Source organism: Vibrio sp. B183, assembly GCF_000740665.1.
In the GTDB taxonomy this organism is placed as follows: Bacteria; Pseudomonadota; Gammaproteobacteria; order Enterobacterales; family Vibrionaceae; genus Vibrio; species Vibrio coralliilyticus.
On sequence record NZ_JPQB01000003.1, the window covers coordinates 154,394 to 177,710 of the forward strand.

Annotated in this window: 19 protein-coding genes and 1 tRNA gene; 7 read left to right on the top strand and 13 right to left on the bottom strand. The window is 45.9% G+C overall.

Annotated features, from left to right (window positions below; all coding sequences use genetic code 11):
* Positions 1 to 187 precede the first annotated feature (187 nt).
* Together IX95_RS02610 and tadA are read left to right on the top strand one after the other, a co-directional pair.
* Positions 188 to 1,747, top strand: coding sequence for an AbgT family transporter (locus IX95_RS02610; protein ID WP_038156550.1), 1,560 nt, complete (start codon positions 188 to 190; stop codon positions 1,745 to 1,747).
* A gap of 294 nt (positions 1,748 to 2,041) precedes the next feature.
* On the top strand, positions 2,042 to 2,551 hold the full coding sequence (gene tadA / locus IX95_RS02615; RefSeq protein ID WP_038156552.1) for a tRNA adenosine(34) deaminase TadA: 510 nt from the start codon (positions 2,042 to 2,044) through the stop codon (positions 2,549 to 2,551).
* A gap of 42 nt (positions 2,552 to 2,593) precedes the next feature.
* Here the strand turns inward: tadA and IX95_RS26930 are convergent, their stop codons facing one another.
* Together IX95_RS26930 and mltF are read right to left on the bottom strand one after the other, a co-directional pair.
* The gene (locus IX95_RS26930; RefSeq protein ID WP_006959616.1) at positions 2,594 to 2,728 is read right to left on the bottom strand and encodes a hypothetical protein; all 135 of its coding nucleotides are present in this window, start codon (positions 2,726 to 2,728) and stop codon (positions 2,594 to 2,596) included.
* Between the two features lie 212 nt (positions 2,729 to 2,940).
* Positions 2,941 to 4,467, bottom strand: coding sequence for a membrane-bound lytic murein transglycosylase MltF (mltF, locus tag IX95_RS02620; RefSeq protein ID WP_038156555.1), 1,527 nt, complete (start codon positions 4,465 to 4,467; stop codon positions 2,941 to 2,943).
* A gap of 314 nt (positions 4,468 to 4,781) precedes the next feature.
* Here mltF and purL point away from each other — a divergent pair, with 314 nt between their 5' ends.
* Positions 4,782 to 8,693 carry a phosphoribosylformylglycinamidine synthase gene (gene purL, locus IX95_RS02625; protein WP_038156557.1) on the top strand — a complete coding sequence of 1,304 codons (3,912 nt, stop codon included), beginning with the start codon at positions 4,782 to 4,784 and terminating at the stop codon, positions 8,691 to 8,693.
* 167 nt (positions 8,694 to 8,860) lie between these two features.
* Positions 8,861 to 9,211, top strand: a complete 351-nt coding sequence (locus tag IX95_RS02630) for a DUF3622 domain-containing protein (RefSeq protein WP_019275555.1) — start codon at positions 8,861 to 8,863, stop codon at positions 9,209 to 9,211.
* Between the two features lie 58 nt (positions 9,212 to 9,269).
* Here IX95_RS02630 and IX95_RS02635 read toward each other — a convergent pair whose 3' ends face one another.
* The 5 genes from IX95_RS02635 to purM form a co-directional block, all read right to left on the bottom strand.
* On the bottom strand, positions 9,270 to 9,461 hold the full coding sequence (locus IX95_RS02635; RefSeq protein WP_006959611.1) for a DUF4250 domain-containing protein: 192 nt from the start codon (positions 9,459 to 9,461) through the stop codon (positions 9,270 to 9,272).
* The gene (locus tag IX95_RS02640; protein WP_038156559.1) at positions 9,461 to 9,667 is read right to left on the bottom strand and encodes a YaeP family protein; all 207 of its coding nucleotides are present in this window, start codon (positions 9,665 to 9,667) and stop codon (positions 9,461 to 9,463) included. The genes IX95_RS02635 and IX95_RS02640 overlap by 1 nt, the downstream gene beginning before the upstream one ends.
* Before the next feature lie 126 nt (positions 9,668 to 9,793).
* Positions 9,794 to 10,444 (bottom strand): tellurite resistance TerB family protein, encoded by a 651-nt coding sequence (locus tag IX95_RS02645; RefSeq protein ID WP_038156562.1) that lies wholly within the window; start codon positions 10,442 to 10,444, stop codon positions 9,794 to 9,796.
* Positions 10,445 to 10,560: 116 nt separating this feature from the next.
* On the bottom strand, positions 10,561 to 11,202 hold the full coding sequence (gene purN / locus IX95_RS02650; RefSeq protein WP_021456564.1) for a phosphoribosylglycinamide formyltransferase: 642 nt from the start codon (positions 11,200 to 11,202) through the stop codon (positions 10,561 to 10,563).
* Positions 11,203 to 11,205: 3 nt separating this feature from the next.
* Entirely contained in the window at positions 11,206 to 12,246 is a 1,041-nt protein-coding gene (gene purM, locus IX95_RS02655) for a phosphoribosylformylglycinamidine cyclo-ligase (RefSeq protein WP_019275558.1), read from the bottom strand.
* 178 nt (positions 12,247 to 12,424) lie between these two features.
* Here purM and upp point away from each other — a divergent pair, with 178 nt between their 5' ends.
* Positions 12,425 to 13,051: a uracil phosphoribosyltransferase gene (upp, locus tag IX95_RS02660; RefSeq protein ID WP_019275559.1), complete on the top strand. Its 627-nt coding sequence runs from the start codon at positions 12,425 to 12,427 to the stop codon at positions 13,049 to 13,051.
* Positions 13,052 to 13,122: 71 nt separating this feature from the next.
* Here upp and rluF read toward each other — a convergent pair whose 3' ends face one another.
* From rluF to IX95_RS25790, 3 genes are all read right to left on the bottom strand, one after another.
* Positions 13,123 to 14,157, bottom strand: a complete 1,035-nt coding sequence (rluF, locus tag IX95_RS02665) for a 23S rRNA pseudouridine(2604) synthase RluF (protein ID WP_038156565.1) — start codon at positions 14,155 to 14,157, stop codon at positions 13,123 to 13,125.
* A 128-nt stretch (positions 14,158 to 14,285) separates the two neighbouring features.
* Entirely contained in the window at positions 14,286 to 14,867 is a 582-nt protein-coding gene (smrA, locus tag IX95_RS02670) for a DNA endonuclease SmrA (RefSeq protein ID WP_006959604.1), read from the bottom strand.
* A gap of 156 nt (positions 14,868 to 15,023) precedes the next feature.
* Positions 15,024 to 15,164 (bottom strand): DUF3149 domain-containing protein, encoded by a 141-nt coding sequence (locus tag IX95_RS25790; RefSeq protein WP_006959603.1) that lies wholly within the window; start codon positions 15,162 to 15,164, stop codon positions 15,024 to 15,026.
* A gap of 262 nt (positions 15,165 to 15,426) precedes the next feature.
* Here IX95_RS25790 and IX95_RS02680 point away from each other — a divergent pair.
* A tRNA-Pro gene (locus IX95_RS02680) sits at positions 15,427 to 15,503 on the top strand.
* 178 nt (positions 15,504 to 15,681) lie between these two features.
* Here the strand turns inward: IX95_RS02680 and IX95_RS02685 are convergent.
* Positions 15,682 to 16,551 (bottom strand): TraB/GumN family protein, encoded by an 870-nt coding sequence (locus IX95_RS02685; RefSeq protein WP_038156567.1) that lies wholly within the window; start codon positions 16,549 to 16,551, stop codon positions 15,682 to 15,684.
* A gap of 402 nt (positions 16,552 to 16,953) precedes the next feature.
* Here IX95_RS02685 and IX95_RS02690 point away from each other — a divergent pair, with 402 nt between their 5' ends.
* The gene (locus IX95_RS02690) at positions 16,954 to 19,605 is read left to right on the top strand and encodes a beta-N-acetylhexosaminidase (RefSeq protein ID WP_038156569.1); all 2,652 of its coding nucleotides are present in this window, start codon (positions 16,954 to 16,956) and stop codon (positions 19,603 to 19,605) included.
* Positions 19,606 to 19,689: 84 nt separating this feature from the next.
* Here the strand turns inward: IX95_RS02690 and IX95_RS02695 are convergent, their stop codons facing one another.
* Together IX95_RS02695 and asnB are read right to left on the bottom strand one after the other, a co-directional pair.
* Positions 19,690 to 21,081 carry a peptide MFS transporter gene (locus IX95_RS02695; protein WP_038156571.1) on the bottom strand — a complete coding sequence of 464 codons (1,392 nt, stop codon included), beginning with the start codon at positions 21,079 to 21,081 and terminating at the stop codon, positions 19,690 to 19,692.
* Positions 21,082 to 21,434: 353 nt separating this feature from the next.
* Positions 21,435 to 23,099, bottom strand: a complete 1,665-nt coding sequence (asnB, locus tag IX95_RS02700; RefSeq protein WP_038156573.1) for an asparagine synthase B — start codon at positions 23,097 to 23,099, stop codon at positions 21,435 to 21,437.
* Between the last annotated feature and the right edge of the window lie 218 nt (positions 23,100 to 23,317).

Consider the following 23,317-nt stretch of genomic DNA (forward strand, 5'->3'; position numbering starts at 1 on the left):
TGGGTGGCTAGTGTTTTTACTTTGTTGCGTAGTAATGGCAATTTTGCAAAATATGTCTCCAAATATGGAAAAACTTCTGGAATCTTGTGCTTTTGAGGGGGCAATTTAATAAAATGTGTAGCTGAAAAATAGGTCGTCACAACAATTATTACAGGCCTAAGGCAACAACATCACATATGGAGTTACCATGAGTAACCAAGCAGTAAATAAAGCACCATTATCCAAGCCGAATGGCATGGATCGCTTTCTTAATTTTATAGAACGAGCTGGTAATAAAATCCCGGATCCGGCCATTCTGTTCTTCTGGGCACTGATCATTACTTGGGCTGCGTCTGCACTTTTGTCGAATGTTTCTTTCGACCTTCTAAACCCTCGAACTGGCGAAGCTCTTACTATCACTAACCTTCTGACAGGCGAAGCACTAGCAAGTTTCCTTGCTAACATGGTGACAACGTTCACTGGCTTTGCACCACTTGGTATCGTTCTAGTAGCGATGTTGGGTGTAGGTGTTGCCGATTCTTCTGGCTTCATCACCACTGGCCTTAAGAAGATGCTGAACTTCACGCCAGCAAAACTTCTTACTCCAATGCTAATTCTTGTAGCAATCGTATCGCACACTGCTGCGGATGCAGGCTACGTTCTGGTTATTCCACTTGGTGGTATCATCTTCCACGCAGCAGGTCGTCACCCTCTAGCGGGTATCGCGGCAGCGTTCGCAGGTGTATCAGGTGGTTTCTCTGCAAACTTCATCCCTTCAGGTATCGACCCTCTACTAGCTGGCTTTACTCAAACAGCGGCACAAGTTCTCGATCCTGAGTACGTGGTTAACCCTCTAGCGAACATCTTCTTTACTGGTCTATCTTCAGTAATCATCGTTGCTATTGGTTGGTATGTAACTGAGAAAATCATCGAGCCACGCCTAAAGAACACTCCAATCGACGAAGACGCAGAGAAAGCACCAGATCTAGGTTCTTTCACTGAGCTTGAGTCGAAAGCGTTCCGTTACGCGGGTTGGGCTATGATGGCGGGTATCGCACTTCTTGTTGTGGCGCTTATCCCAGAAAATTCTGCACTGCGTTCACCGGAAGGTGAGATCACTGCGTTCTCTGCGCCAATCATGAAGTCTATCGTTCCGTTGATCTTCATCCTGTTTATCATTCCGGGTTACGTTTACGGTCGCGTTTCTGGCACGTTCAAGACAAGTAACGACATCATCAAAGCAATGGCGGATACCATGTCTACGATGGGTGCATACATTGTAATGTCGTTCTTCTGTGCGCAGTTCCTATCTGCATTCGCGCAATCAAACATCGGTACGATGCTAGCGCTATACGGTGCGGAAGGCCTGAAAGCGATGAACCTATCAGGTGAAGCAACAATCATCGGTATGATTCTTCTAACGGCTTCTGTAAACCTTCTAATCGGTTCTGCATCAGCGAAATGGGCACTGATTGGCCCAATTCTGGTGCCTATGCTAATGGCTGTTGGTATTTCTCCAGAGCTATCTCAAGCGGCATACCGTGTGGGTGACTCTGTATCGAACATCATTTCACCTCTGATGGTATTCTTCCCTCTAGTCGTGGTTTACTGTCAGCGTTACGTGAAGTCGACTGGTATTGGTACGCTAGCGTCATTAATGATGCCATTCTCGATTGCTATGCTAATCGGTTGGTCAATCTTCCTAGTGGCTTACTGGATGTTAGGCATTCCGCTAGGTATTCAAGCACCATACACTTACACAATGTAAATACCGTCAGATTTGGCGCTGTAGCTTTGTTAACTGCGCAAGTTCACCGGAGCGACGGCCGCTCTAATCACATAGAGCCTCTAGGTGATTAGGGCTGAACTTTCTTGTTGCCTAGCTACAACACCAACTATTTAGGTATTAGGATTTTAGAAGCGCTGGTCGAAAGACTGGCGCTTCTTTTTAGTGCTAAGAAGTAGTTTATGTGAGGTGCTCTGCGTCCTGCTTTCACTTCCGCGTTCATACGGGTAGAATTTGCTACCCCTAGCCGTTTACTTATACAACCGGAGCTTCCTTTTGTCAGATTCACAGTTTTCCCCTCAAGACGAGTTTTTCATGCGCCGTGCTATGGAGTTGGCAGCTCAGGCCGAAGCCGAGGGAGAAGTTCCAGTTGGTGCTGTATTAGTGAAAGATGGTGAGATCGTAGCTGAAGGTTGGAATCAGTCAATTGGTCATCATGATGCGACGGCTCATGCTGAAATGCAGGTATTGCGCAAAGCAGGCCAAGTACTGGAAAATTACCGACTGTTGGATACAACATTATACGTCACGCTAGAGCCATGCCCTATGTGCGCGGGGGCTTTACTCCACAGCCGAGTGAAACGCATTGTTTATGGTGCCTCTGATCTAAAAGCTGGAGCGGCAGGAACAGTACTTAACTTGTTTGAACACCAGGCGGCGTATCACTATGCCGATATTGAGCAAGGGTTGATGGAAGAAGAGTGTCGAGGCCAGCTTCAGGCGTTCTTTAAACGTCGTCGTAAAGAGAAAAAAGCGCAAAAACAGATGAAGCGTTCAGAAGGGTAGGGTTTTCAGCAAACACCCGATTCAAGGTGTTTGCCAACTGGGTTATGCACAAATTAGTTGCATAAAAGCTCGATGACGGGCAATGACTTTCTTCTTGTTATTGCTGAGCATTCTTTTACGGCGGTTTGCCGCAACGGTTTTATTAAGGCGTTTTGACTGCATTTTACGTCTACGCATAAAACAACCTCCTACTGTGGGTTAGAACTGTATGATTGCTTTCTGTATCGAAGGCATTGATTACGTTATGTAACTCGTCTTTTACCAGCCAATTGTTACCATTTAAATAATGCTACCGAAAAGGCTGGCTCACGATACTATGTTTGGGTCAGGCAAGTAAAATTCAAGTGCCCAATCATTAATCAATGATTGGGCACTTGAATGGTTTGTTTCTATTCTTGTATTTCTTCAACTGGGGCAGCTGAAGATACCGCTGGCGCCGCTGAGATAGCGCTGTCTGGCACTTCAATCACGGCAAGATCATCAATGTTGACATCACTGTTGTCCGTAGTCTGCTGTTCGACATGGCCGATGATACTCTGGTAATAGCGGCGAATATTCTCGACGTAGTTTCTCGCTTCATCACCGCGTGCATAGCCATAGCGGGTTTGGCTGTAGTACTTTTTCTGGCGCAGCAACGGTAGGCGATCTTTCACGTCAGCCCATGCATCTGGGTTACCGCCTTGCTTCTTCGTAAGTCTTCGGGCATCCATCATGTGACCATAGCCGACGTTATAGGATGCAAGGGCAAACCAAATTTTTTCATGCTCATCAATGGAGTCGGGGATGCGAGACACCATTCGTCGCAGGTAATCAACACCTCCACGAACTGACTGCTTAGGATCGAGACGATTGGTTACGCCAACACTTTTAGCGGTTGGCAGTGTCAACATCATCATGCCTCGTACACCTGTCGGAGATTTAGCAAGCGGGTTCCAGTGTGATTCCTGATACGCCAGTGCAGCCACGAGTCGCCAGTCAAACTCATCTGAGTATTCTTTAAACAGAGGTGACCATTGTGGAAGCTTAGAGTCGAGCGCACGAATAAAAGCGCGGGTATCCACGTAATCGAAGCTGCCAATATGACCGATATACTTTTCTTCTAAAGAGGCTAGGTGACCAGATTGTTTGGTGTAGCCGAAGAATTCGATCATAAGTGCATAAAGGCTTTCATCTTCAGAACGACGAACAAACCAAGAGATTGGCTGATCTTCTGTCAGCTCGAATGCGAGCGCAATATCTGGGTAGATACGTTGTGATAAAGAGACTTCGACTGAATCGGCAACAGTGAACATCAGCTCTCCATCAGAGACTTGTTTTAGCAGATCACTCACTTCAGCATCTGGGTCAACTTCAAAGGCAAAGTCAGGGTGCTCTTCTTGTTTGATGGCGCTCAGAGTTTGTTTAACGTGAGAGTCACTGATGATTTTAAGGATAGGAAGCTCTTCACCATCATCTGTTGGTACGGGTTGGATATTGAGGAGTTGCTCTAGGTTGCGTGGTCGTTTCTTACCTTTTTTATACACAACTTGCTGGCTGACGTAGTAGTAAGCGGGGCCAGGTCGGAATCGCTCCATACGTTCAGGTGACTGAGTCAAACCTGCAGCAATAATGTCGATTTCACCTTTGGCTAGCGCAGGATATAACGACGAGATACGGTAGGCTGGTTTCATTTCCAACTGCACACCAAGCTCATTGGCGAATTCGCGGGCCAGTTCGTAATCCAAACCGGCAGGGCCATCAGGACCGATATAGTAAGACAGCTGGTTATTCAGAGTTCCGACACGTAACACACCACGCTCACGTATCTGGTCTAAATCACTTTTGGGCTCTGACTCAATCTGACAGCCGGATAACATCAATACAGAAAACAGCAAGGCGCTGATTGATGTCCAACGGTTCAAGTAATGCTTCTTCATTCACATCATTCTCATACTTCCAGTAGGGCATTTATATCAAAGTGTCATAACAAGGCAAGACAATCAGAGTCACTTCGGGTTAAAGATTTAAAATTGGGATTTTTGCTGTAATTCAAATTTGACGAAAAAAATGACGCAAACGGTTGCTTTTGGTGTTACATCACAAAAATAATTCCTTTATAATGCGCCCGCAAAGGAGAGGTGAAATCGGCATAGGTTTTTAATCCTTAGGGAATAGCTTCGAAGTAAAACAGTCTAACCCACTGAATTTATTCCAATATCACCTTAATCAATTGCATAAGAGACCTAAGCACATGAGAATTTTGCGTGGCTCCCCAGCTCTTTCTGAGTTTCGTGTTAACAAGCTTCTAGAGCTTTGTCGTGAATTAAGCTTACCTGTAACAGGTATTTACGCTGAGTTTGCTCACTTTGCTGAATTATCAGCAGATCTTGATTCTCAAGAAGTTGAGAAGTTGGAAAAGCTCCTAACTTACGGTCCTACAATTGAAGAGCACGAGCCTGCAGGTCTTCTTCTACTTGCTACTCCTCGCCCTGGCACTATCTCGCCTTGGTCTTCAAAATCGACTGACATTGCTAATAACTGTGGTCTAGATAAAGTCGTTCGTCTAGAGCGTGGTACGGCTTACTACATCGAAACATCAGCAGAACTTTCTGAGCTTCAACTCGTTGAGCTAAAGGCTATCCTTCACGATCGCATGATGGAAGTGGTTTTCACTGACTTTGGCTCTGCCGCTGCACTTTTCCAAGTTGCGGAACCAGCACCAGTTGCTGATGTTGACCTACTTAATGGCGGACGCACTGCGCTTGAAAATGCAAACGTTACCCTAGGTCTAGCTCTTGCCGATGACGAAATCGAATACCTTTACGATGCGTTCGTAAACAAGCTAGATCGTAACCCAACTGACATTGAGCTAATGATGTTTGCACAGGCGAACTCTGAGCATTGTCGCCATAAAATCTTCAACGCAGACTGGACTATCGACGGTGTTAAGCAAGAGAAGTCTCTGTTCAAGATGATCAAGAACACATTCGAAACGACACCTGAAAACGTACTGTCTGCATACAAAGATAACGCAGCGGTAATGGTAGGTTCGGATGTAGGTCGTTTCTTCCCGAACCCAGAAACTCGCCAGTACGGTTACAACCAAGAGAAAGCGCACATCCTAATGAAGGTGGAAACGCACAACCACCCAACCGCTATCTCTCCTTGGCCGGGTGCTTCCACAGGTTCAGGCGGTGAAATCCGTGATGAAGGCGCGACAGGTATTGGCGGTAAGCCAAAAGCCGGTCTAGTAGGTTTCACTACATCTAACCTACGTATTCCTGGTTTTGAACAGCCATGGGAAACAGACTTCGGTAAGCCTGGTCGCATTGTTAACGCACTAGATATCATGCTAGAAGGCCCACTTGGTGGCGCGGCGTTCAACAACGAATTTGGTCGTCCAAACCTACTTGGTTACTTCCGTACTTACGAAGAGAAAGTTAACTCTCACGCAGGTGAAGAGGTTCGTGGTTACCACAAGCCAATCATGATTGCTGGTGGTATGGGTAACATCCGTGACGAGCACGTACAGAAGAAAGAGATCCCAGTCGGTGCAAGCCTAATCGTTCTTGGTGGTCCTGCAATGAACATCGGCCTTGGTGGCGGTGCAGCATCTTCAATGGCGTCTGGTCAATCCGCAGAAGATTTAGACTTTGCTTCAGTACAGCGTGAGAACCCAGAGATGGAACGTCGCTGTCAGGAAGTGATCGATCGTTGTTGGCAGCTTGGCGAAGAGAACCCAATCGCATTCATCCACGATGTGGGCGCGGGCGGTATCTCTAACGCACTTCCAGAGCTTGTAGACGATGGCGAGCGTGGTGGTATCTTCCAACTGCGTGACGTACCAAATGACGAACCAGGTATGAGTCCACTTGAGATCTGGTGTAACGAATCTCAAGAGCGTTATGTAATGGCAGTTGCGCCAGAGAATATGGAAGTATTCGATGCAATTTGTAAGCGTGAGCGCGCACCATACGCAGTAGTGGGTGTGGCAACAGAAGAGCGTGAACTGAAACTTGAAGATTCACACTTCGACAACACGCCAATCGACATGCCGATGGATGTGCTTCTTGGTAAAACACCTAAGATGCACCGTGATGCGAAAACGCTAAAAGCGAACAACCCAGCGGTTAACCGTGATGGTATTGAGCTAAACGAAGCAGTGGATCGTGTTCTACGTCTACCAACGGTTGCAGAAAAAACATTCCTAATCACTATCGGTGACCGCACGGTGACTGGTCTTGTTGCGCGTGACCAAATGGTTGGCCCGTGGCAGGTTCCAGTAGCAAACTGCGCGGTAACCGCAGCAAGCTACGACACTTACCACGGCGAAGCAATGTCGATGGGTGAGCGTACGCCAGTTGCTCTACTAGACTTCGGTGCTTCAGCTCGTCTAGCGGTGGGTGAGGCAATCACTAACATCGCAGCGACAAACATCGGCGATATCAAACACATTAAACTGTCTGCAAACTGGATGTCTCCAGCCGGTCACCCAGGTGAAGATGCTGGTCTTTACGAAGCGGTTAAAGCGGTAGGTGAAGAGCTATGTCCAGCACTTGGCCTAACTATCCCTGTGGGTAAAGACTCAATGTCGATGAAGACCAAGTGGGAAGAGAACGGTGAGCAGAAAGAAGTTATTTCACCACTATCTCTGATCATCACTGCGTTTGCTCGTGTTGAAGATGTTCGTAAGACAATCACTCCGCAATTACGCACAGACAAAGGTGAAACATCACTGGTTCTTATCGATCTAGGTAACGGTCAAAACCGTCTAGGCGCAACAGCACTAGCACAGGTTTATAAGCAGCTTGGTGACAAACCAGCAGACGTAGACAACGCAGCACAACTAAAAGGTTTCTACGAAGGCGTTCAAGCACTTGTTGCGAACGATCAAGTTGTGGCTTACCACGATAAGGGTGATGGCGGTCTATTCGTTACTCTAGCTGAAATGGCATTTGCGGGTCACTGTGGTGTTAAAGCGGACATCGCTAATCTAGGTGATGACGCACTAGCAGCGTTATTTAACGAAGAGCTAGGAGCAGTACTTCAGGTTAAGAATGATGATCTAGACGCTGTACTTTCAACGCTAGCTGCGAACGGCCTTGAAGCATGCTCACACGTAATTGGTTCTGTTGAAGCATCTGACGAGCTAGTGATTGCTTCTGGTGACACAGTAGTTCTAGAGCGTAACCGTACTGAACTACGTACTATCTGGGCTGAGACTACGCACAAGATGCAAGGTCTACGTGATAACCCAGCATGTGCTGACCAAGAGCACGAAGCGAAGAAAGACAACTCGGATCCAGGTCTGAACGTCAAGCTAAGCTTCGATGTGAACGAAGACATCGCCGCGCCTTACATCGCGGGTTCTATGGTAAATACTGGTGCTAAGCCTAAGATGGCAATCCTACGTGAGCAGGGCGTTAACTCTCACGTTGAGATGGCAGCAGCGTTCGACCGTGCAGGCTTTGAAGCGACTGATATCCACATGAGCGACATCCTAACGGGTCAAGCTGTTCTTGAAGAGTACCAAGGCCTTGTTGCTTGTGGCGGTTTCTCTTACGGTGACGTACTAGGTGCGGGTGAAGGTTGGGCGAAGTCTATCTTGTTCAACGAGCAAGCTCGCAACCAGTTCGAAGGCTTCTTCCAGCGCGAAAATACTTTCTCTCTAGGTGTGTGTAACGGCTGTCAGATGTTATCGAACCTCAAAGAGCTAATCCCAGGTGCAGATCTGTGGCCACGCTTTGTTCGTAACGAATCTGAGCGTTTCGAAGCTCGTTTTAGCCTAGTGGAAGTTCAAAAGTCTGATTCTGTATTCTTCGACGGCATGGCAGGTTCTCGTATGCCAATCGCAGTGTCTCACGGTGAAGGCCGCGTAGAAGTACGTGATGCTGACCACCTAGCTGCAATTGAAGCATCAGGCACGGTTGCAGTTCGTTACGTGGACAACCACGGTAACCCAACGCAGCAATACCCGAACAACCCGAACGGTTCACCCAACGCAATCACAGGTCTAACGACTCAAGATGGTCGCGTAACTATCATGATGCCACACCCTGAGCGTGTATTCCGCACAGTAGCGAACTCATGGTCTCCAGAAGGTTGGGGCGAGAATGGCGCTTGGATGCGTATGTTCCAAAACGCACGTAAGAACATCGGTTAATCGACTTTAATCGTCACTACAAAGTAAACGCGCAGATCGTAAGGTCTGCGCTTTTTTATTTGTTGAAAAATCTATAGCCAAGGGCTCTTTTTTGCGCTCTAATACCGCGCTTGCCAAGGGATGGCTAAATCCCTCAATACTCCATTAGAATCCCTTAGGAAATGAATATGTCGAACAACAAAAAATTTGCCATTCGTGTGACTGAAAAGCGTAACGGTTGGTGTGCAGAAATTACTCGCCAAGTGACTTCACGTAAAACATCTGTATCTAAGCGAGAAGCAGGCTTTGAAACAGAAGCTCTAGCGCAAGAATGGGCGGAGAAAGAGCTAGCTGGTTTTATTCAAAACCAAGCGGCACGTAACGAACGAAAAGGCGAAGCACGTAAAGTTCGTGTTGAACGTGAAGAGCGCCTAGCGCAAGAAGCCGCTGAAAAGAAAGCTCGTTACGAAGAAGCGAAGCGCGCAGCTGCGGCGCAAGCTGAATTAGATGATGAAGATGACTTTTTCGACGAAGAGTAATTACTTCTAATGAAAAACCGCCTGCTTAGGCGGTTTTTTGTATCCGATAACGCTTTGATTAGCGAAATTGTCCAGCTTCTGGTAGGAAATCAAAACCTGCGGAAGCGAGTTTAGTCTCCAGTGCTGACTTATCGATATCAAAATACGTAGCCAGCTTATCTAAATCACCACCAAAGTCATCTCGTAGTTTCATGTTGACGATGCTCATCAGCATTATTGGATCCATCGTCTCAAAGTTCGCCAAATTCATTATTTATCCTCGAAATCTGAAATCAGCAGATTAGCTGCTGCAAACGCTGCTTTGTCTCTTACATTTTGCGGTAGGCTAGTATCCGCCGCAATATCGTTTAACGCTCGTAGTGAGCAAGCAATCGCTTTAGGTACATAGGATTGGTCGCCACTGCCGATTTGCGCGTAGAGCTCGCGGACCAAGTCGCAGCAATCATATACTTTCATGTTGTTAACCTAATAATTAAATGAGAACTGCTCTCAAATATACACAGGCTATCAATGAAACTCAAAGCAGCTGTTTGTTCTGGCTCAAACTCTAGGCTGGGCTGCTGGATCTTTATTCGCTTTGGCTTAGTTTTGCAGTTGTTGTTCAAGCTGGAAAGTTACTTCTGGCGCCAGTTGTAACTGCTTGGCTAACTCCTGCAAATAGGTTTTCTCCATGAAATTCTGTTCATCGACAACAATTAGAGACGCGAGATAAATCTCTGAAGCTTGTTGTGGCGACTGAGCGAGCCGAGCAATTTCGCTTGGATCGAGAGGTTTGTTTAGCTCATTGTGTAGCATGGTCTGTAACCCAGCATCCGCACCTGCTTCTTTCAGCGTGGATTCTATGCGCTGCATTTCTTCTGCATCGACATGACCATCAGCTTTTGCAGCAGCAATCATAGCTTTGATGATGAGCTCGCTATGGATAGCATCGTGGGCATTAAAATCTTCTTGTGATGAAGCGGTACTTTGTTTGCCCTGCCAGTTATTGTAAACGGTATAAGCCAGTGCCCCTAAAGCCGCCGCACCACCAATTTTGAGTGCATTTTTACTGACCTTTTTGCCAAGTTTTTTACTTTTTTTAGACCCCATGAGTAGGTTGACTAAGCCACCACCCACAGCACCTGCACCGAGGGACTTTAGCGTGTTCGAACCGGACTGTTGCTGCACTTTTTGTTGACCCTGACGAACAAGGTCTGAGTTTAACGCTTGATTTAATAAACCTTTCAAATCCATTCCGGACCTCCTTAGTTTTGTTCAGACTAAATCAGGTGAGATGAATAGAAGATTAATACGTGATAACAAAAAGGCGAGCATTCAGCTCGCCTTTTCATATATCGTTTTCCGAAATGTTATTCTTGGGCGTACCCATGAATTCCCAGTAGCTTGCCATCAAGATAAGCTTCCTTCTCATCTTTCATTACCAAACGTTCTTCAACTAGCCACTGTACGACCAGAGGATAAATCTTATGTTCTTGCGTTTGAACACGTTCGGTTAATGTCTCAACTGTATCTTCATCGAAGATAGGCACTTTAGCCTGTAGGATTACCGGCCCACCATCCAGTTGTTCAGTAACAAAGTGAACACTGGTGCCGTGTTCTTCATCTCCGGCATGAATGGCTCGCTGGTATGTGTTCAGGCCTGGGTATTTCGGTAGTAGAGAAGGGTGGATATTGATCATTCGACCTCTGTAGTGGCGAACGAATTCGCCACTTAAGATGCGCATGTAACCCGCGAGTACAATGACATCTGGCTTGTATTCATCAATCTGCTTCATCAATTCATGATCAAACGCGTCGCGTGTATCGAATGATTTCGGATCCAAAGAATGTGCGGCTGCACCTGCTTTCTTAGCACGCTCTAAGCCATAAGCTGTTGCTTTGTTTGAAAAAACAGCGGTCACTCGGCCAGTACTGATCTTGGTTTCACAAGCATCAATAATCGCCTGTAAGTTCGAACCATTTCCTGAAACTAAAACAACAATACTCTTCATAATTTATTTGATCTCTACTTGTTCTTCATCTGCACTTGCATTGGCGATTTCACCAATAATCCATGCTTTCTCGCCTTCTGCTTCAAGCAACGCCACTGCCGCGTTTGCTTGTTCTTTTGGCAGCGCAATCACTAGACCAACACCGCAGTTGAATGTGCGGTACATTTCATGAGTGGTCACATTGCCTTTTTCTTGCAGCCAGTTGAAGATCACCGGCCATTCCCAGCTATTGCCATCGATAACGGCTTTGGTGCCTTCAGGCAGGACGCGAGGAATATTTTCCCAGAAACCTCCGCCAGTGATGTGAGAAATGGCATGGATATCATGCGCTTCAATCATTTTAAGCGCAGATTTAATGTAAATTTTTGTTGGCTCTAGTAAGTGCTCACCAATAGTACGACCCGCTAACTCTTCGTTTTTATCCGCGCCTGATACTTCGAGAATCTTACGAATGAGTGAATAGCCATTTGAGTGAGGACCACTTGAGCCTACCGCGATAAGTGCATCACCTGCCGCGACTTTGCTGCCATCGATAACGTCTTCTTTTTCAACTACGCCGACACAGAATCCCGCGACGTCATAATCTTCGCCTTCGTACATGCCCGGCATTTCAGCGGTTTCACCACCAATTAGAGCACAGCCAGCTTGAATACAACCATCTGCAATACCAGTAACGACATCGGCAGCAGTGTCTACGTCCAGCTTGCCAGTTGCGTAATAATCTAGGAAGAATAGCGGCTCAGCACCTTGAACAATCAAGTCATTAACGCACATAGCGACAAGATCGACGCCGATGGTGTCATGTTTGTTCATATCCAGTGCAAGGCGTAGTTTTGTACCAACACCATCAGTACCTGAGACAAGTACCGGCTGCTTATATTTTGTTGGTAGCTCGCACAAAGCACCAAAACCACCAATACCACCCATTACTTCTGGGCGACGAGTACGTTTAACGGCACCTTTGATGCGGTCTACTAGTGCGTTACCTGCATCGATATCTACGCCAGCGTCTTTATAGCTAAGAGAAGTGTTATCAGCACTCACAAGGAAGTCCTCAGTTTGAAAGTTGGATATGAAATCGGCGCTATTCTAACAGCGGACAAACCAATATAGCAAACGTTTGCGCTGGTTTTTTCTTTTGTTCTATCGCAAGAAATTGAGAACGAAATCGTTTATAATCTGAAGGTTTGTTTAAAAATCACCTATGTATCCGGAGATGGAAATGAAAGTTGTTGAAGTAAAACACCCTCTTGTTAAACACAAACTTGGTCTAATGAGAGAAGGTGAGATCAGCACTAAGCGCTTTCGTGAGCTAGCAACTGAAGTTGGTAGCCTACTGACTTACGAAGCAACTGCAGACTTTGAAACTGAGAAAGTAACCATTGAAGGTTGGAATGGTCCAGTAGAAGTAGACCAGATTAAAGGCAAGAAAGTAACGGTTGTGCCAATCCTGCGTGCAGGTCTTGGTATGATGGATGGTGTTCTTGAGCATATGCCAAGCGCACGTATCAGTGTTGTTGGTATCTACCGCGATGAAGAAACACTAGAGCCAGTACCATACTTTAACAAGCTTGCTTCAAACATGGATGAGCGTATTGCTCTGGTTGTTGACCCAATGCTAGCTACTGGTGGTTCGATGATCGCTACGATCGATTTGCTGAAAGAGAAAGGCTGTAAGTCTATCAAGGTTCTTGTGCTTGTTGCTGCTCCAGAAGGTATTGAAGCGCTAGAAAAAGCACACCCAGATGTTGAACTGTTCACTGCGGCTATCGATGAGAAGCTAAACGACAAAGGCTACATCGTTCCTGGTCTTGGTGATGCAGGCGATAAGATCTTCGGTACAGTATAAATCGAAGATTGAAAGAAAATTATAAAGGGAGCCATTGGCTCCCTTTTTTACGATCATGTTGCGCTAAACGACTATTTCTTCAAACTTAATGTACCGCCTGTACGAGGCTTGTTCGATGGTCGCTGAGCGGGCTTATCTGACTTTGGCTTGTAGACGCTTTTGCCTTTATTGGTGCTCGGTTTAGATTTGGAATCGGATTTTCCTCCCCGCCCTTTTTTAGAATTAGGAGCATGGCGAAATTCTTCGGCATTTTTGCCTTTGAAGGTGCGCTGCTTTTGATTACGGCGAGCTTTCGACTCCTGATTTTCTTCACGACTGTCAAATAGCTTGGCGTCAGTCGCTTTGCGAATGTTGCGACCACGTGCATCCACTTTTGAGGCGTCTTCCGTGCCACTCGATGACTCACACATAGCGAGAATTTCTCCGATCTCGTCGTCGCTTAGGTAGCGCCACTGACCGTTCGGGATTCCATCGAGGGTGATATTCATAATGCGAACGCGACGAAGCTTGAATACTTCGTAACCCAGAGCTTCACACATACGACGAATTTGTCGGTTCAGGCCCTGAGTGAGGACAATGCGGAAAGAGAACTTTGTTTCTTTACTGACTTTACACGGAAGCGTTGTGGTATCGAGGATATCCACACCCGAGCTCATTTTTTTGATGAACTGTTCAGTAATGGGTTTATCGACACGGACAACATACTCTTTTTCGTGATTGTTGCCGGCACGGAGAATCTTGTTGACGATATCACCGTCATTGGTCAGAAAGATCAAGCCATCAGATGGTTTGTCTAGACGACCGATAGGAAAGATACGCTTCTTGTGGCCAATGAAATCAACAATGTTGCCGGGAATATCACGTTCTGTGGTACAGGTGATGCCAGTCGGCTTATTCAAAGCGATATAAACAGGCTTGTCTGTTACGGCGCTGATCGGCTTATCATCAACGCAAACATCGTCGCCCGGTAGAACTTTAGTCCCCATTTCAGGGATTTTGCCATTAATCGTGACACGACCTTGTTCAATCAGGCGGTCGGCTTCGCGGCGTGAGCAAAAGCCCGTCTCACTAATGAATTTGTTTAAGCGTTTGGGATCTTGTGACATGTTGTTCTCTCTAACGTTTCACAACGGCATTAATCTAAAAATGAAAAAGCAGCCCGTTAGGCTGCCTGAACATTCTAGCACTGTTATGTCATCTGAGTAAGTTTAATATTACCTAGAAGATATAGTGGTTAACCAAGACGCTTTTGATGACGTTCTCGGTTTTCGAGTTTCTTATCTGAACTTTTGCGCAGCATGACATAAACAGCGCCACTGCCACCATGAAAGCGCTGTGCACTATGAACGCATTGTACGTCGCGAATTTGTTCTAACCATTGTGCTACATAGCTTTTCATTAGGGCTGGTGGATTAGATTTCTCACCACGGCCGTGAACGATGACGACCGTTCTGATATCCATTTTTATGCACTGTTTGAGGAATTTAACCACTTCATCCCGAGCTTCCTTCAAGGTGCGGCGGTGCAAATCAAGACGGGCTTGGATGGGGTATTTGCCCAAGCGTAACTTTCGGTAGACGCCTTCCTGAACACCATCTCGCTTAAACTCGATGAGGTCTTCAGGCTTCAGCATGGGAGCATGGTCTACTGACAAATATTCTGGGTCATCTTCGGTTAACCAGATAGCGGCTTCGCGTTTAGCAAGCTGTGCTTCAGTGACCTTATGGTGTTTTTTATGTTCGGTTGTATCTTGTTTGATTGGTGTTACGTCACCCATCATTTCTTGGAACAAAGCGAAATCATCATCGTGAGACATAACTGCATCTCAGAGTAGGGAATCGGTAAACTTATTATACCTATGACAGCCAATAATGGTGCAGAGATTTAGGTTACTGGAAATAAAAAACCGAAGTAGACAGAGAATCTACTTCGGTGCATAGCGATACTCTATTCGAAAATAGGGCTAAGCGATCTAGTGAGGAGATTTGTCGTTCATTACTTTGTATATGAAGTAACCGCCATAAAAAAGCATAAGACCTAAAGCCCCAAAGATGACTAGCATTGAAGATAGTCCAACTGCATTACCAAACAGGAGATTCAGCCAAAAGTCCATGTTTCCTCCAAATCCAAAATAGTGATGACATGGATTAAATTAATAGACGGTTACAATACCGGCACTGATCTGGATCAATTGTATGGTTTTGGTTGCGTATTTGTTTCTTGTGCTGTGTTTGTGCTCACATTTTATCACCCATTGGTGGTGTTTTAGTCAAACAAGCCTAAATGTAAAAAAACTTAGTAAAATGGCTTGCGTTAACGATCAGAATCCGTAATATACGCCTTCGTTGACGGGCAATCAGCTCGAAGAAACATCTCGGTGAATAGCGCAGCTTGGTAGCGCATCTGGTTTGGGACCAGAGGGTCGGGGGTTCGAATCCCTCTTCACCGACCACATTAAGAAAGCCTGCTTTTAAAGCAGGCTTTCGTCGTTTTAGAGCATAGGTAACAGGGTTAGAACCCAAGTGGGGTTCGTCTGATATTAGAACCTGGCTCTTTGCGACCATATATAAGAAAGCCCGCTATTTGAGCGGGCTTTTCTCGTTTCAACAGCAGACTTATTGCTGCAACGACTAATACTCAAACTCACAGTTCGCGGCCTTACTCTGCGAAAGTTGTGATACCTTAAAGCCACTATCTTTGAGCAAGTTCAAAACACTTTGCTCACCAATCAGATGTAATGCACCGACAACCATCACGTAAGAGCCCTTGCGTTTGGGGGACCAACTTGGTTCTGACAGTTGTTTCGCCCAGTCGATGTTCCTCTGGGTCATAAAACTCTGTTCAAACTCTGGAGACATTTCTGTCAGGCTGGCGAATTCATTTAACTTATCCAAATCACCCGCTTTCCAACTTTCTATCAGGCAGTGAGTGGCATCTTCTGAGTGGTCAAATTCTTCAATAGCGCTAACCAATAGCTCTTTACCCGCTTCTTTTTGCCCTGTGAGTAAATCAATCTGAAACTGAAGCGATTCCAAACTAATAACGGGAATGTCTTGGACAGTAGCTTTGTACATCAAATGAGTATCAATGCCATAAGCAGCCTGGTAGCCGAGATACTCGATTTGTTTCATCTGTAATGCCAGCGCGGTTGCCCATGGCGGGGACAGCATCAACTGTTGTTGGTCCATGTTAAGTAGATTAGCTATCCCTTTAAGCTCGCTTTGTTGTGCTGGGCTCAAGACATCTTTGGTCTGTAATGTCACGGGCGGGTAGCTGACCCCTTGTGTTTTGCGTATGTCTGTTTCCATGATTAGCCCGTCACTGGACTTAAGCCGTTCAGTGATTGTTTGAGGCAGTGGGTACATGCTTTCATCTCCGACATGTACTGAACCCAGAATTAAATAGTTGAGTTTGCCCTTCTGAGCCTGCCAGTAAAGAGGTTCTGCTACAGAGGAGGTTGAGATAGCCAGAGCCAGAAACAGTAGACAAAATTTATACATAGGGTCTGTCGCCTTACGGAAAATTTGTTGAAATGGTTAGGTTTTGACGTGGTTTAACGAGAGCAAATTGCGTCTAAAATCACACTTTTCTATTTTACATCCTAGCTTAGCGTAATCGGATGATTGCTGTCTTGTGATCTAAGTTCTAATTCATTTGTTGTTGTTATGAATAGGTGTGATCAAATTCTCAGTAATACCGTCAAATGATTTGTGTTGATTTTAACGTAGATTGTAAGATTTTGTTTTTAAATATCATTTTGTTTTTATAAATCTTGAGTTTTGAACACGATCACTTTCACTAGAGTTTAATTTTACGACTAAAAATAAATCGAGATATGTTGTTTCTATTCTTAGTTTTCGAGCTGACTTTTTCGGCTCTATTTACGTGTTGGGGTAAGTAAGATGTTTAAACAAAGTCTGATCGCGGTATCGATTGTAGCATCACTAGCGGGTTGCTCTGCGTTTCAATCTAACGAGCAAAGTGTCGTTAATTCGCTCGCCAGTAATCTTGATATTCAATATGAAGTGTTGACTAACCACGGCGCAAATGAAGGTCTTGCATGTCAAGACATGGGCGCTGAGTGGGCGTCTTGTAACAAAGTAAACATGACGCTAGTTAACCAAGGTGAAGCGGTTGACTCTAAAGATTGGGCTATTTACTTCCACAGTATTCGTCTGATTTTGGATGTTGAAAACGAGCAGTTCAAAATCTCTCGCGTAACGGGTGACCTACACAAATTAGAACCAACAGATAAGTTTGATGGTTTTGCTGCGGGTGAAGAGGTTGTGCTTCCTCTTGTTGCTGAATACTGGCAGCTATTTGAAACTGACTTCATGCCAGGCGCGTTCGTTGCTGCACCAAATGCAGAGTCTAAGATGATCGCTTCTCTTAACACAGAAGATGTTGCATCTTTCGTGACGGGCCTTGAGGGTAACAACCTAAAACGTACGCCAGATGACAACAACGTATTTGCAAACGCTGTGTCTCGTTTCGAGAAGAACGAAGACCTAGCAAAACAAGACGTATCAACCACGTTACTACCAACACCAATGTCTGTTGAAGCAGGTAAAGGTACGGTAGATATCGCGGCGGGCATTGCGCTGCCTAAAGACGCATTCGATGCGACTCAATACGCAGCAATTCAAGATCGTGCAGAAGTGGTAGGTGTGGATGTTCGTGGTGATCTTCCTGTAAGCGTCACTGTTGTTCCTGCAGACTTCACCGGTGAATTAGCAAAACCTGGTGCTTACGAAATGAGCATCAAAGGCGACGGTATTGTGATTAAAGCGTTTGACCAAGCAGGTGCTTTCTACGCAGTACAATCTATCTTTGGCCTGGTAGATAGCCCAAATGCTGATTCTCTACCACAACTGTCTATTAAAGATGCACCGCGTTTTGATTACCGTGGCGTGATGGTAGACGTGGCTCGTAACTTCCACTCTAAAGACGTAATCCTTGCAACGCTTGACCAAATGGCAGCGTACAAGATGAACAAACTACACCTTCACCTAACAGATGATGAAGGCTGGCGTTTAGAAATCCCGGGTCTGCCTGAGCTGACTGAAGTGGGTGCTAACCGTTGTTTCGATTTGGAAGAGAAAAGCTGTTTACTGCCTCAGCTTGGCTCAGGCGCAACGACAGACAACTTTGGTTCTGGCTTCTTCAGCAAAGCAGACTACGTGGACATCTTGAAGTACGCGAAAGCGCGTAACATCGAAGTGATTCCTGAAATTGATATGCCAGCGCACGCTCGTGCAGCAGTGGTATCAATGGAAGCACGTTACGACCGCCTAATGGAAGAAGGTAAAGAAGCAGAAGCGAACGAGTACCGCCTGATGGATCCTCAAGATACATCGAACGTAACGACGGTTCAGTTCTACAACAAGCAAAGCTTCATCAACCCATGTATGGAATCTTCAACTCGCTTTGTTGATAAAGTGATTTCAGAAGTAGCAGCAATGCACCAAGAAGCGGGTACACCGCTAACAACATGGCACTTTGGTGGTGATGAAGCGAAGAACATCAAGCTAGGCGCTGGTTTCCAAGATGTGAACGCTGAAGACAAAGTAAGTTGGAAGGGTACGATTGACCTGTCGAAACAAGACAAGCCATTCGCACAATCTCCACAATGTCAGACGCTAATTGCAGACGGTACAGTAAGCGACTTTGCTCATCTACCAAGCCACTTTGCAGAAGAAGTGTCTAAGATTGTGGCAGAGAAGGGCATTCCAAACTTCCAAGCTTGGCAAGATGGCCTTAAATACAGTGAAGGTGAGAAAGCGTTCGCAACAGAAAACACGCGCGTTAACTTCTGGGACGTTCTTTACTGGGGTGGCACATCATCAGTGTACGAGTGGTCTAAGAAAGGTTACGACGTGATCGTTTCTAACCCAGACTACGTGTACATGGACATGCCATACGAAGTTGACCCGAAAGAGCGTGGTTACTACTGGGCAACGCGTGCAACAGATACTCGTAAGATGTTTGGTTTTGCACCAGAGAACATGCCTCAGAACGCAGAAACCTCTGTAGACCGTGATGGCAATGGCTTCACTGGTAAAGGTGAAATCGAAGCGAAACCTTTCTACGGTCTATCAGCACAGCTTTGGTCTGAGACAGTACGTAACGATGAGCAATACGAGTACATGGTATTCCCTCGCGTACTAGCAGCCGCTGAGCGTGCATGGCACCATGCTGATTGGGAAAACGACTACAAAGTGGGTGTTGAATACTCGCAAAATTCTAACCTAGTAGACAAAGCTGCGCTAAAACAAGACTACAACCGCTTTGCGAACGTACTTGGTCAACGTGAACTGGCTAAGCTAGAGAAATCAGGTATCGACTACCGCCTACCTGTACCAGGTGCGAAAGTAGAAGATGGAACGCTTTCAATGAACGTTCAGTTCCCTGGTGTGAAGCTTCAATACTCTCTAGACGGCAAAAACTGGCTAACTTATGCAGATAATGCTCGTCCAAATGTGGAAGGTGAAGTGTTTATTCGCTCTGTATCTGCAACAGGCGAGAAGACAAGCCGCGTGACTAGCGTGAAATGATTTCTCTCCCTTTCCGGTAGGGGAAAGGCAAACAAAAACGCCCGGCCACTTATTGGCCGGGCGTTTTTATATCTGAAGCAGCGACTAAGCGATTTGAGTTTGCTGCTCTTCGATTTGCTCAGCATTGCTGATTGGCGATTCTGCGCCGTGCATCCATCGAACTAGTGTGTTTGAGAACAAGAGCAAAATGACACCAGATATGATCGCGGTTACCGCGATGCCACTAAAGATAGCAAATGCGCCAAGTTCGCCAACATGTGAGCCAACGTAGCCAGCAACATAGTTAGCAATCGCATTACAGCCGAACCACGCGCCCATCATCAGAGAGGCCAGACGGAGTGGGGCTAACTTAGTGACTAATGACAAACCGATTGGAGACAAGCAAAGCTCACCGAGGGTATGGAAGAAGAAAGCGCCAACTAGCCATAGCATGGAGGTTTTGACAGTGGTGTCGCCACCTTGCTCCATCACGGCACCGACCATACATAGGAAGCCAAGTGCGAGGAAGAACATAGCGAGTGCAAATTTGACTGGTGAGTTAGGTTCACGTTTACCGAGCTTAACCCAAAGCACCGCAAGCAAAGGAGCAAGTGTAATGATGAAGAATGGGTTGAGGGATTGGAACCAAGCCGCAGGCACTTCGAAGCCGCCAATCATACGATCTGTGTACTGCTGGGTGTAGATGTTCATCAGGCCACCCGCCTGCTCAAAACCAGCCCAGAAGACAATAGTGAACAGACTCATCACTAAAATAACTTTGATGCGGTCAAATTCTTCTTTCGTCAGTGGCTCTTTTTTAGAGGATTTTTTGATTGCCAAATCTCTCTTGGCAGCTGGCTCGCGGCCAATGTCTCCAAGCCATGACTGAGCAAGAGTCATCTGCATAACCAGGCTAATAAGCATACCGATACCCGCGACAATAAAGCCAGATTTCCAGCCAAATTCATCAGTAACAGAACCTGCAATGACGCCCGCTAGCAGCGCACCTAAGTTAATGCCCATGTAGAAAATGGTAAACGCACCATCGCGACGATTGTCACCTTCCTGATACAGGTCACCCACCATCGTTGAGATGTTTGGCTTAAATAGGCCATTACCCGCAATTAAAAGCGCAAGGCCGAGGTAAAAGGTGTGTACAGTACCTAGTCCCAACATATCTGCTGGCATGGCTAAGGTGAATTGGCCGACGGCCATTAAAGCGCCACCAATAAGAATAGAATGGCGTTGTCCGAGGTAGTTATCGGCTAGCCATCCGCCAATAAGTGGAGTGATGTAAACGAGTCCAGTATAGATGCCGTAGAGATCCAAAGCATCTTTAGTCGACCAGCCTAAACCACCGTCAAGTGTTGCATCGGTAAGGTAAAGAACAAGGATTGCACGCATTGCATAGTAGGAAAAACGCTCCCACAGCTCGGTACCGAACAAAAGGAACAAGCCACGAGGGTGGCCAAAAAATTGTTGATGTTGGTTTGTCATAAGTATTACTAATGATTGTTATTAAAGATTTTATTTGTTGTTACGTATACTCCTCAGTGGATATATCTGCAATAGCTTGGGTTATAAGTTTTATTTATGGTTTTAAATTAAGTTGCTGATATAAAAGAGATATTTTTCTGGGTTGCTTGAAAAATAACGTGCTACAAACTTAGTTTCCAAAATCGAGGTTATTATTTTTACAATACGCTGTCACATTAGAAAGCAAACAGAAGTAGGTGGTGCTGAGAGAAGGCGATTGGGAAGTGAGCAAACGGGTTGTGCTTCAGTGATTGAATACGTTTGTAGTGCAATAAAAAAAGAGGCTCAATGAGCCTCTCTAGAATTTATCTTGATTAATATGAGTCGTTGTGAACACTTTGTACAGCACGACCTGATGGGTCAGCCATGTTCTTGAATGACTCGTCCCATTCAATCGCCTTCGCTGAAGAACAAGCTACTGATGGGCCACCAGGGACACATTCTGCCGCTGATGGAAGCGGGAACAGCTCTTCAAAGATTTCACGGTACACGTAGCCTTCTTTTGTGGTCGGCGTGTTGTAAGGGAAGCGGTAAGCAGCCGTTTCCATTTGCTGGTCAGAGACTTTTGCTTCAGCCACTTCTTTGAGTGTATCGATCCAGCTGTATCCGACACCATCAGAGAACTGCTCTTTCTGACGCCATGCGATTGAATCTGGTAGGTAGTGTTCGAAACACTCACGCAGGATGTGTTTCTCCATCTTACCGTTACCACACATCTTATCTTCTGGGTTTAGGCGCATTGCCACATCGATAAATTCTTTATCTAGGAAAGGCACTCGACCTTCAACGCCCCATGCCGCAAGTGATTTGTTCGCACGTGCACAGTCGAACATGTTGAGAGCAAGCAGCTTACGAACCGTCTCTTCGTGGAACTCTTTTGCGTTTGGCGCTTTGTGGAAGTACAAGTAACCACCGAAGATTTCATCGGCACCTTCACCAGACAGTACCATCTTAATGCCCATCGCTTTTATCTTACGACCCATTAGGAACATTGGCGTTGAAGCACGGATGGTTGTTACGTCATAGGTTTCAATATGATAAATAACGTCACGGATGGCATCGAGACCTTCTTGAATCGTGTAGGTCATCTCGTGGTGAACCGTGCCGATCTTGTCTGCCACTTCTCGTGCTGCTTTTAGATCTGGAGCACCTTCAAGACCTACCGCAAACGAGTGAAGTTGCGGCCACCATGCTTCTGATTTTTCATCGTCTTCAATACGCATTGCAGCAAAGCGCTTTGCAACCGCTGAAGTAATAGAAGAATCCAGGCCACCAGAGAGAAGTACACCGTAAGGTACGTCTGTCATGAGCTGGCGCTTAACTGCAGCTTCAAGTGCTTCAGTCAGTTCTTCTTTGCTGGTGGAGTTGCCTTGAACTGCCGCGTACTCATTCCAGTCACGGATGTAATAGCGTTGAGGCTCTGCATCACCACTGCCGTAGTAACAACCAGGAGGAAACTCGCTGACGGTTTTACATACTGGCACCAGTGCTTTCATTTCAGAAGCGACATAGTAGTTACCGTGCTCATCGTAACCTTGGTAAAGCGGAATGATGCCAATGTGGTCACGACCAACGAGATATGTGTCTTTCTCCTCATCGTATAGGACGAATGCGAAAATACCGTTGAGCTCTTCGAGAAGGTCTGCACCCATATCTTGGTAAAGCGCCAGGATGACTTCACAGTCAGAGTCGGTTTGAAAATCGTACTTACCTTCATAGCGCGCACGGATTTCTTTGTGGTTGTAGATTTCACCGTTTACAGCAAGGATGTGTTTCTTATCGGCGCTGTACAGAGGCTGTGCGCCACTGTTCAAGCCAACAATGGCTAGACGTTCGTGAGCTAGAATTGCTTTTTCTGAAGAGTAGATACCTGACCAGTCAGGGCCACGATGACGAAGTTTCTTAGACATTTCTAGCGCTACAGGGCGAAGAGCTTGAGCGTCACTTTTGATGTCTAGAATACCGAAGATAGAACACATACAACTTCCTTATAAACCTTATTTAATCTGCTGACTTCAATTTGCCATTTTGATTAAAAAAATCAACAGTCACTGATGAAAAAGTTTAACTAGTAAGGTTGTTGTTAAATTTTATCTAATATTAACCACCGCCTGGTGAATGAAATCTATGTTTGGTTCGTTTTTTGAACGACTTGAGGTGTCAGTAAAGAAAAAGGCAGCGTGAGTGCTGCCTTTAT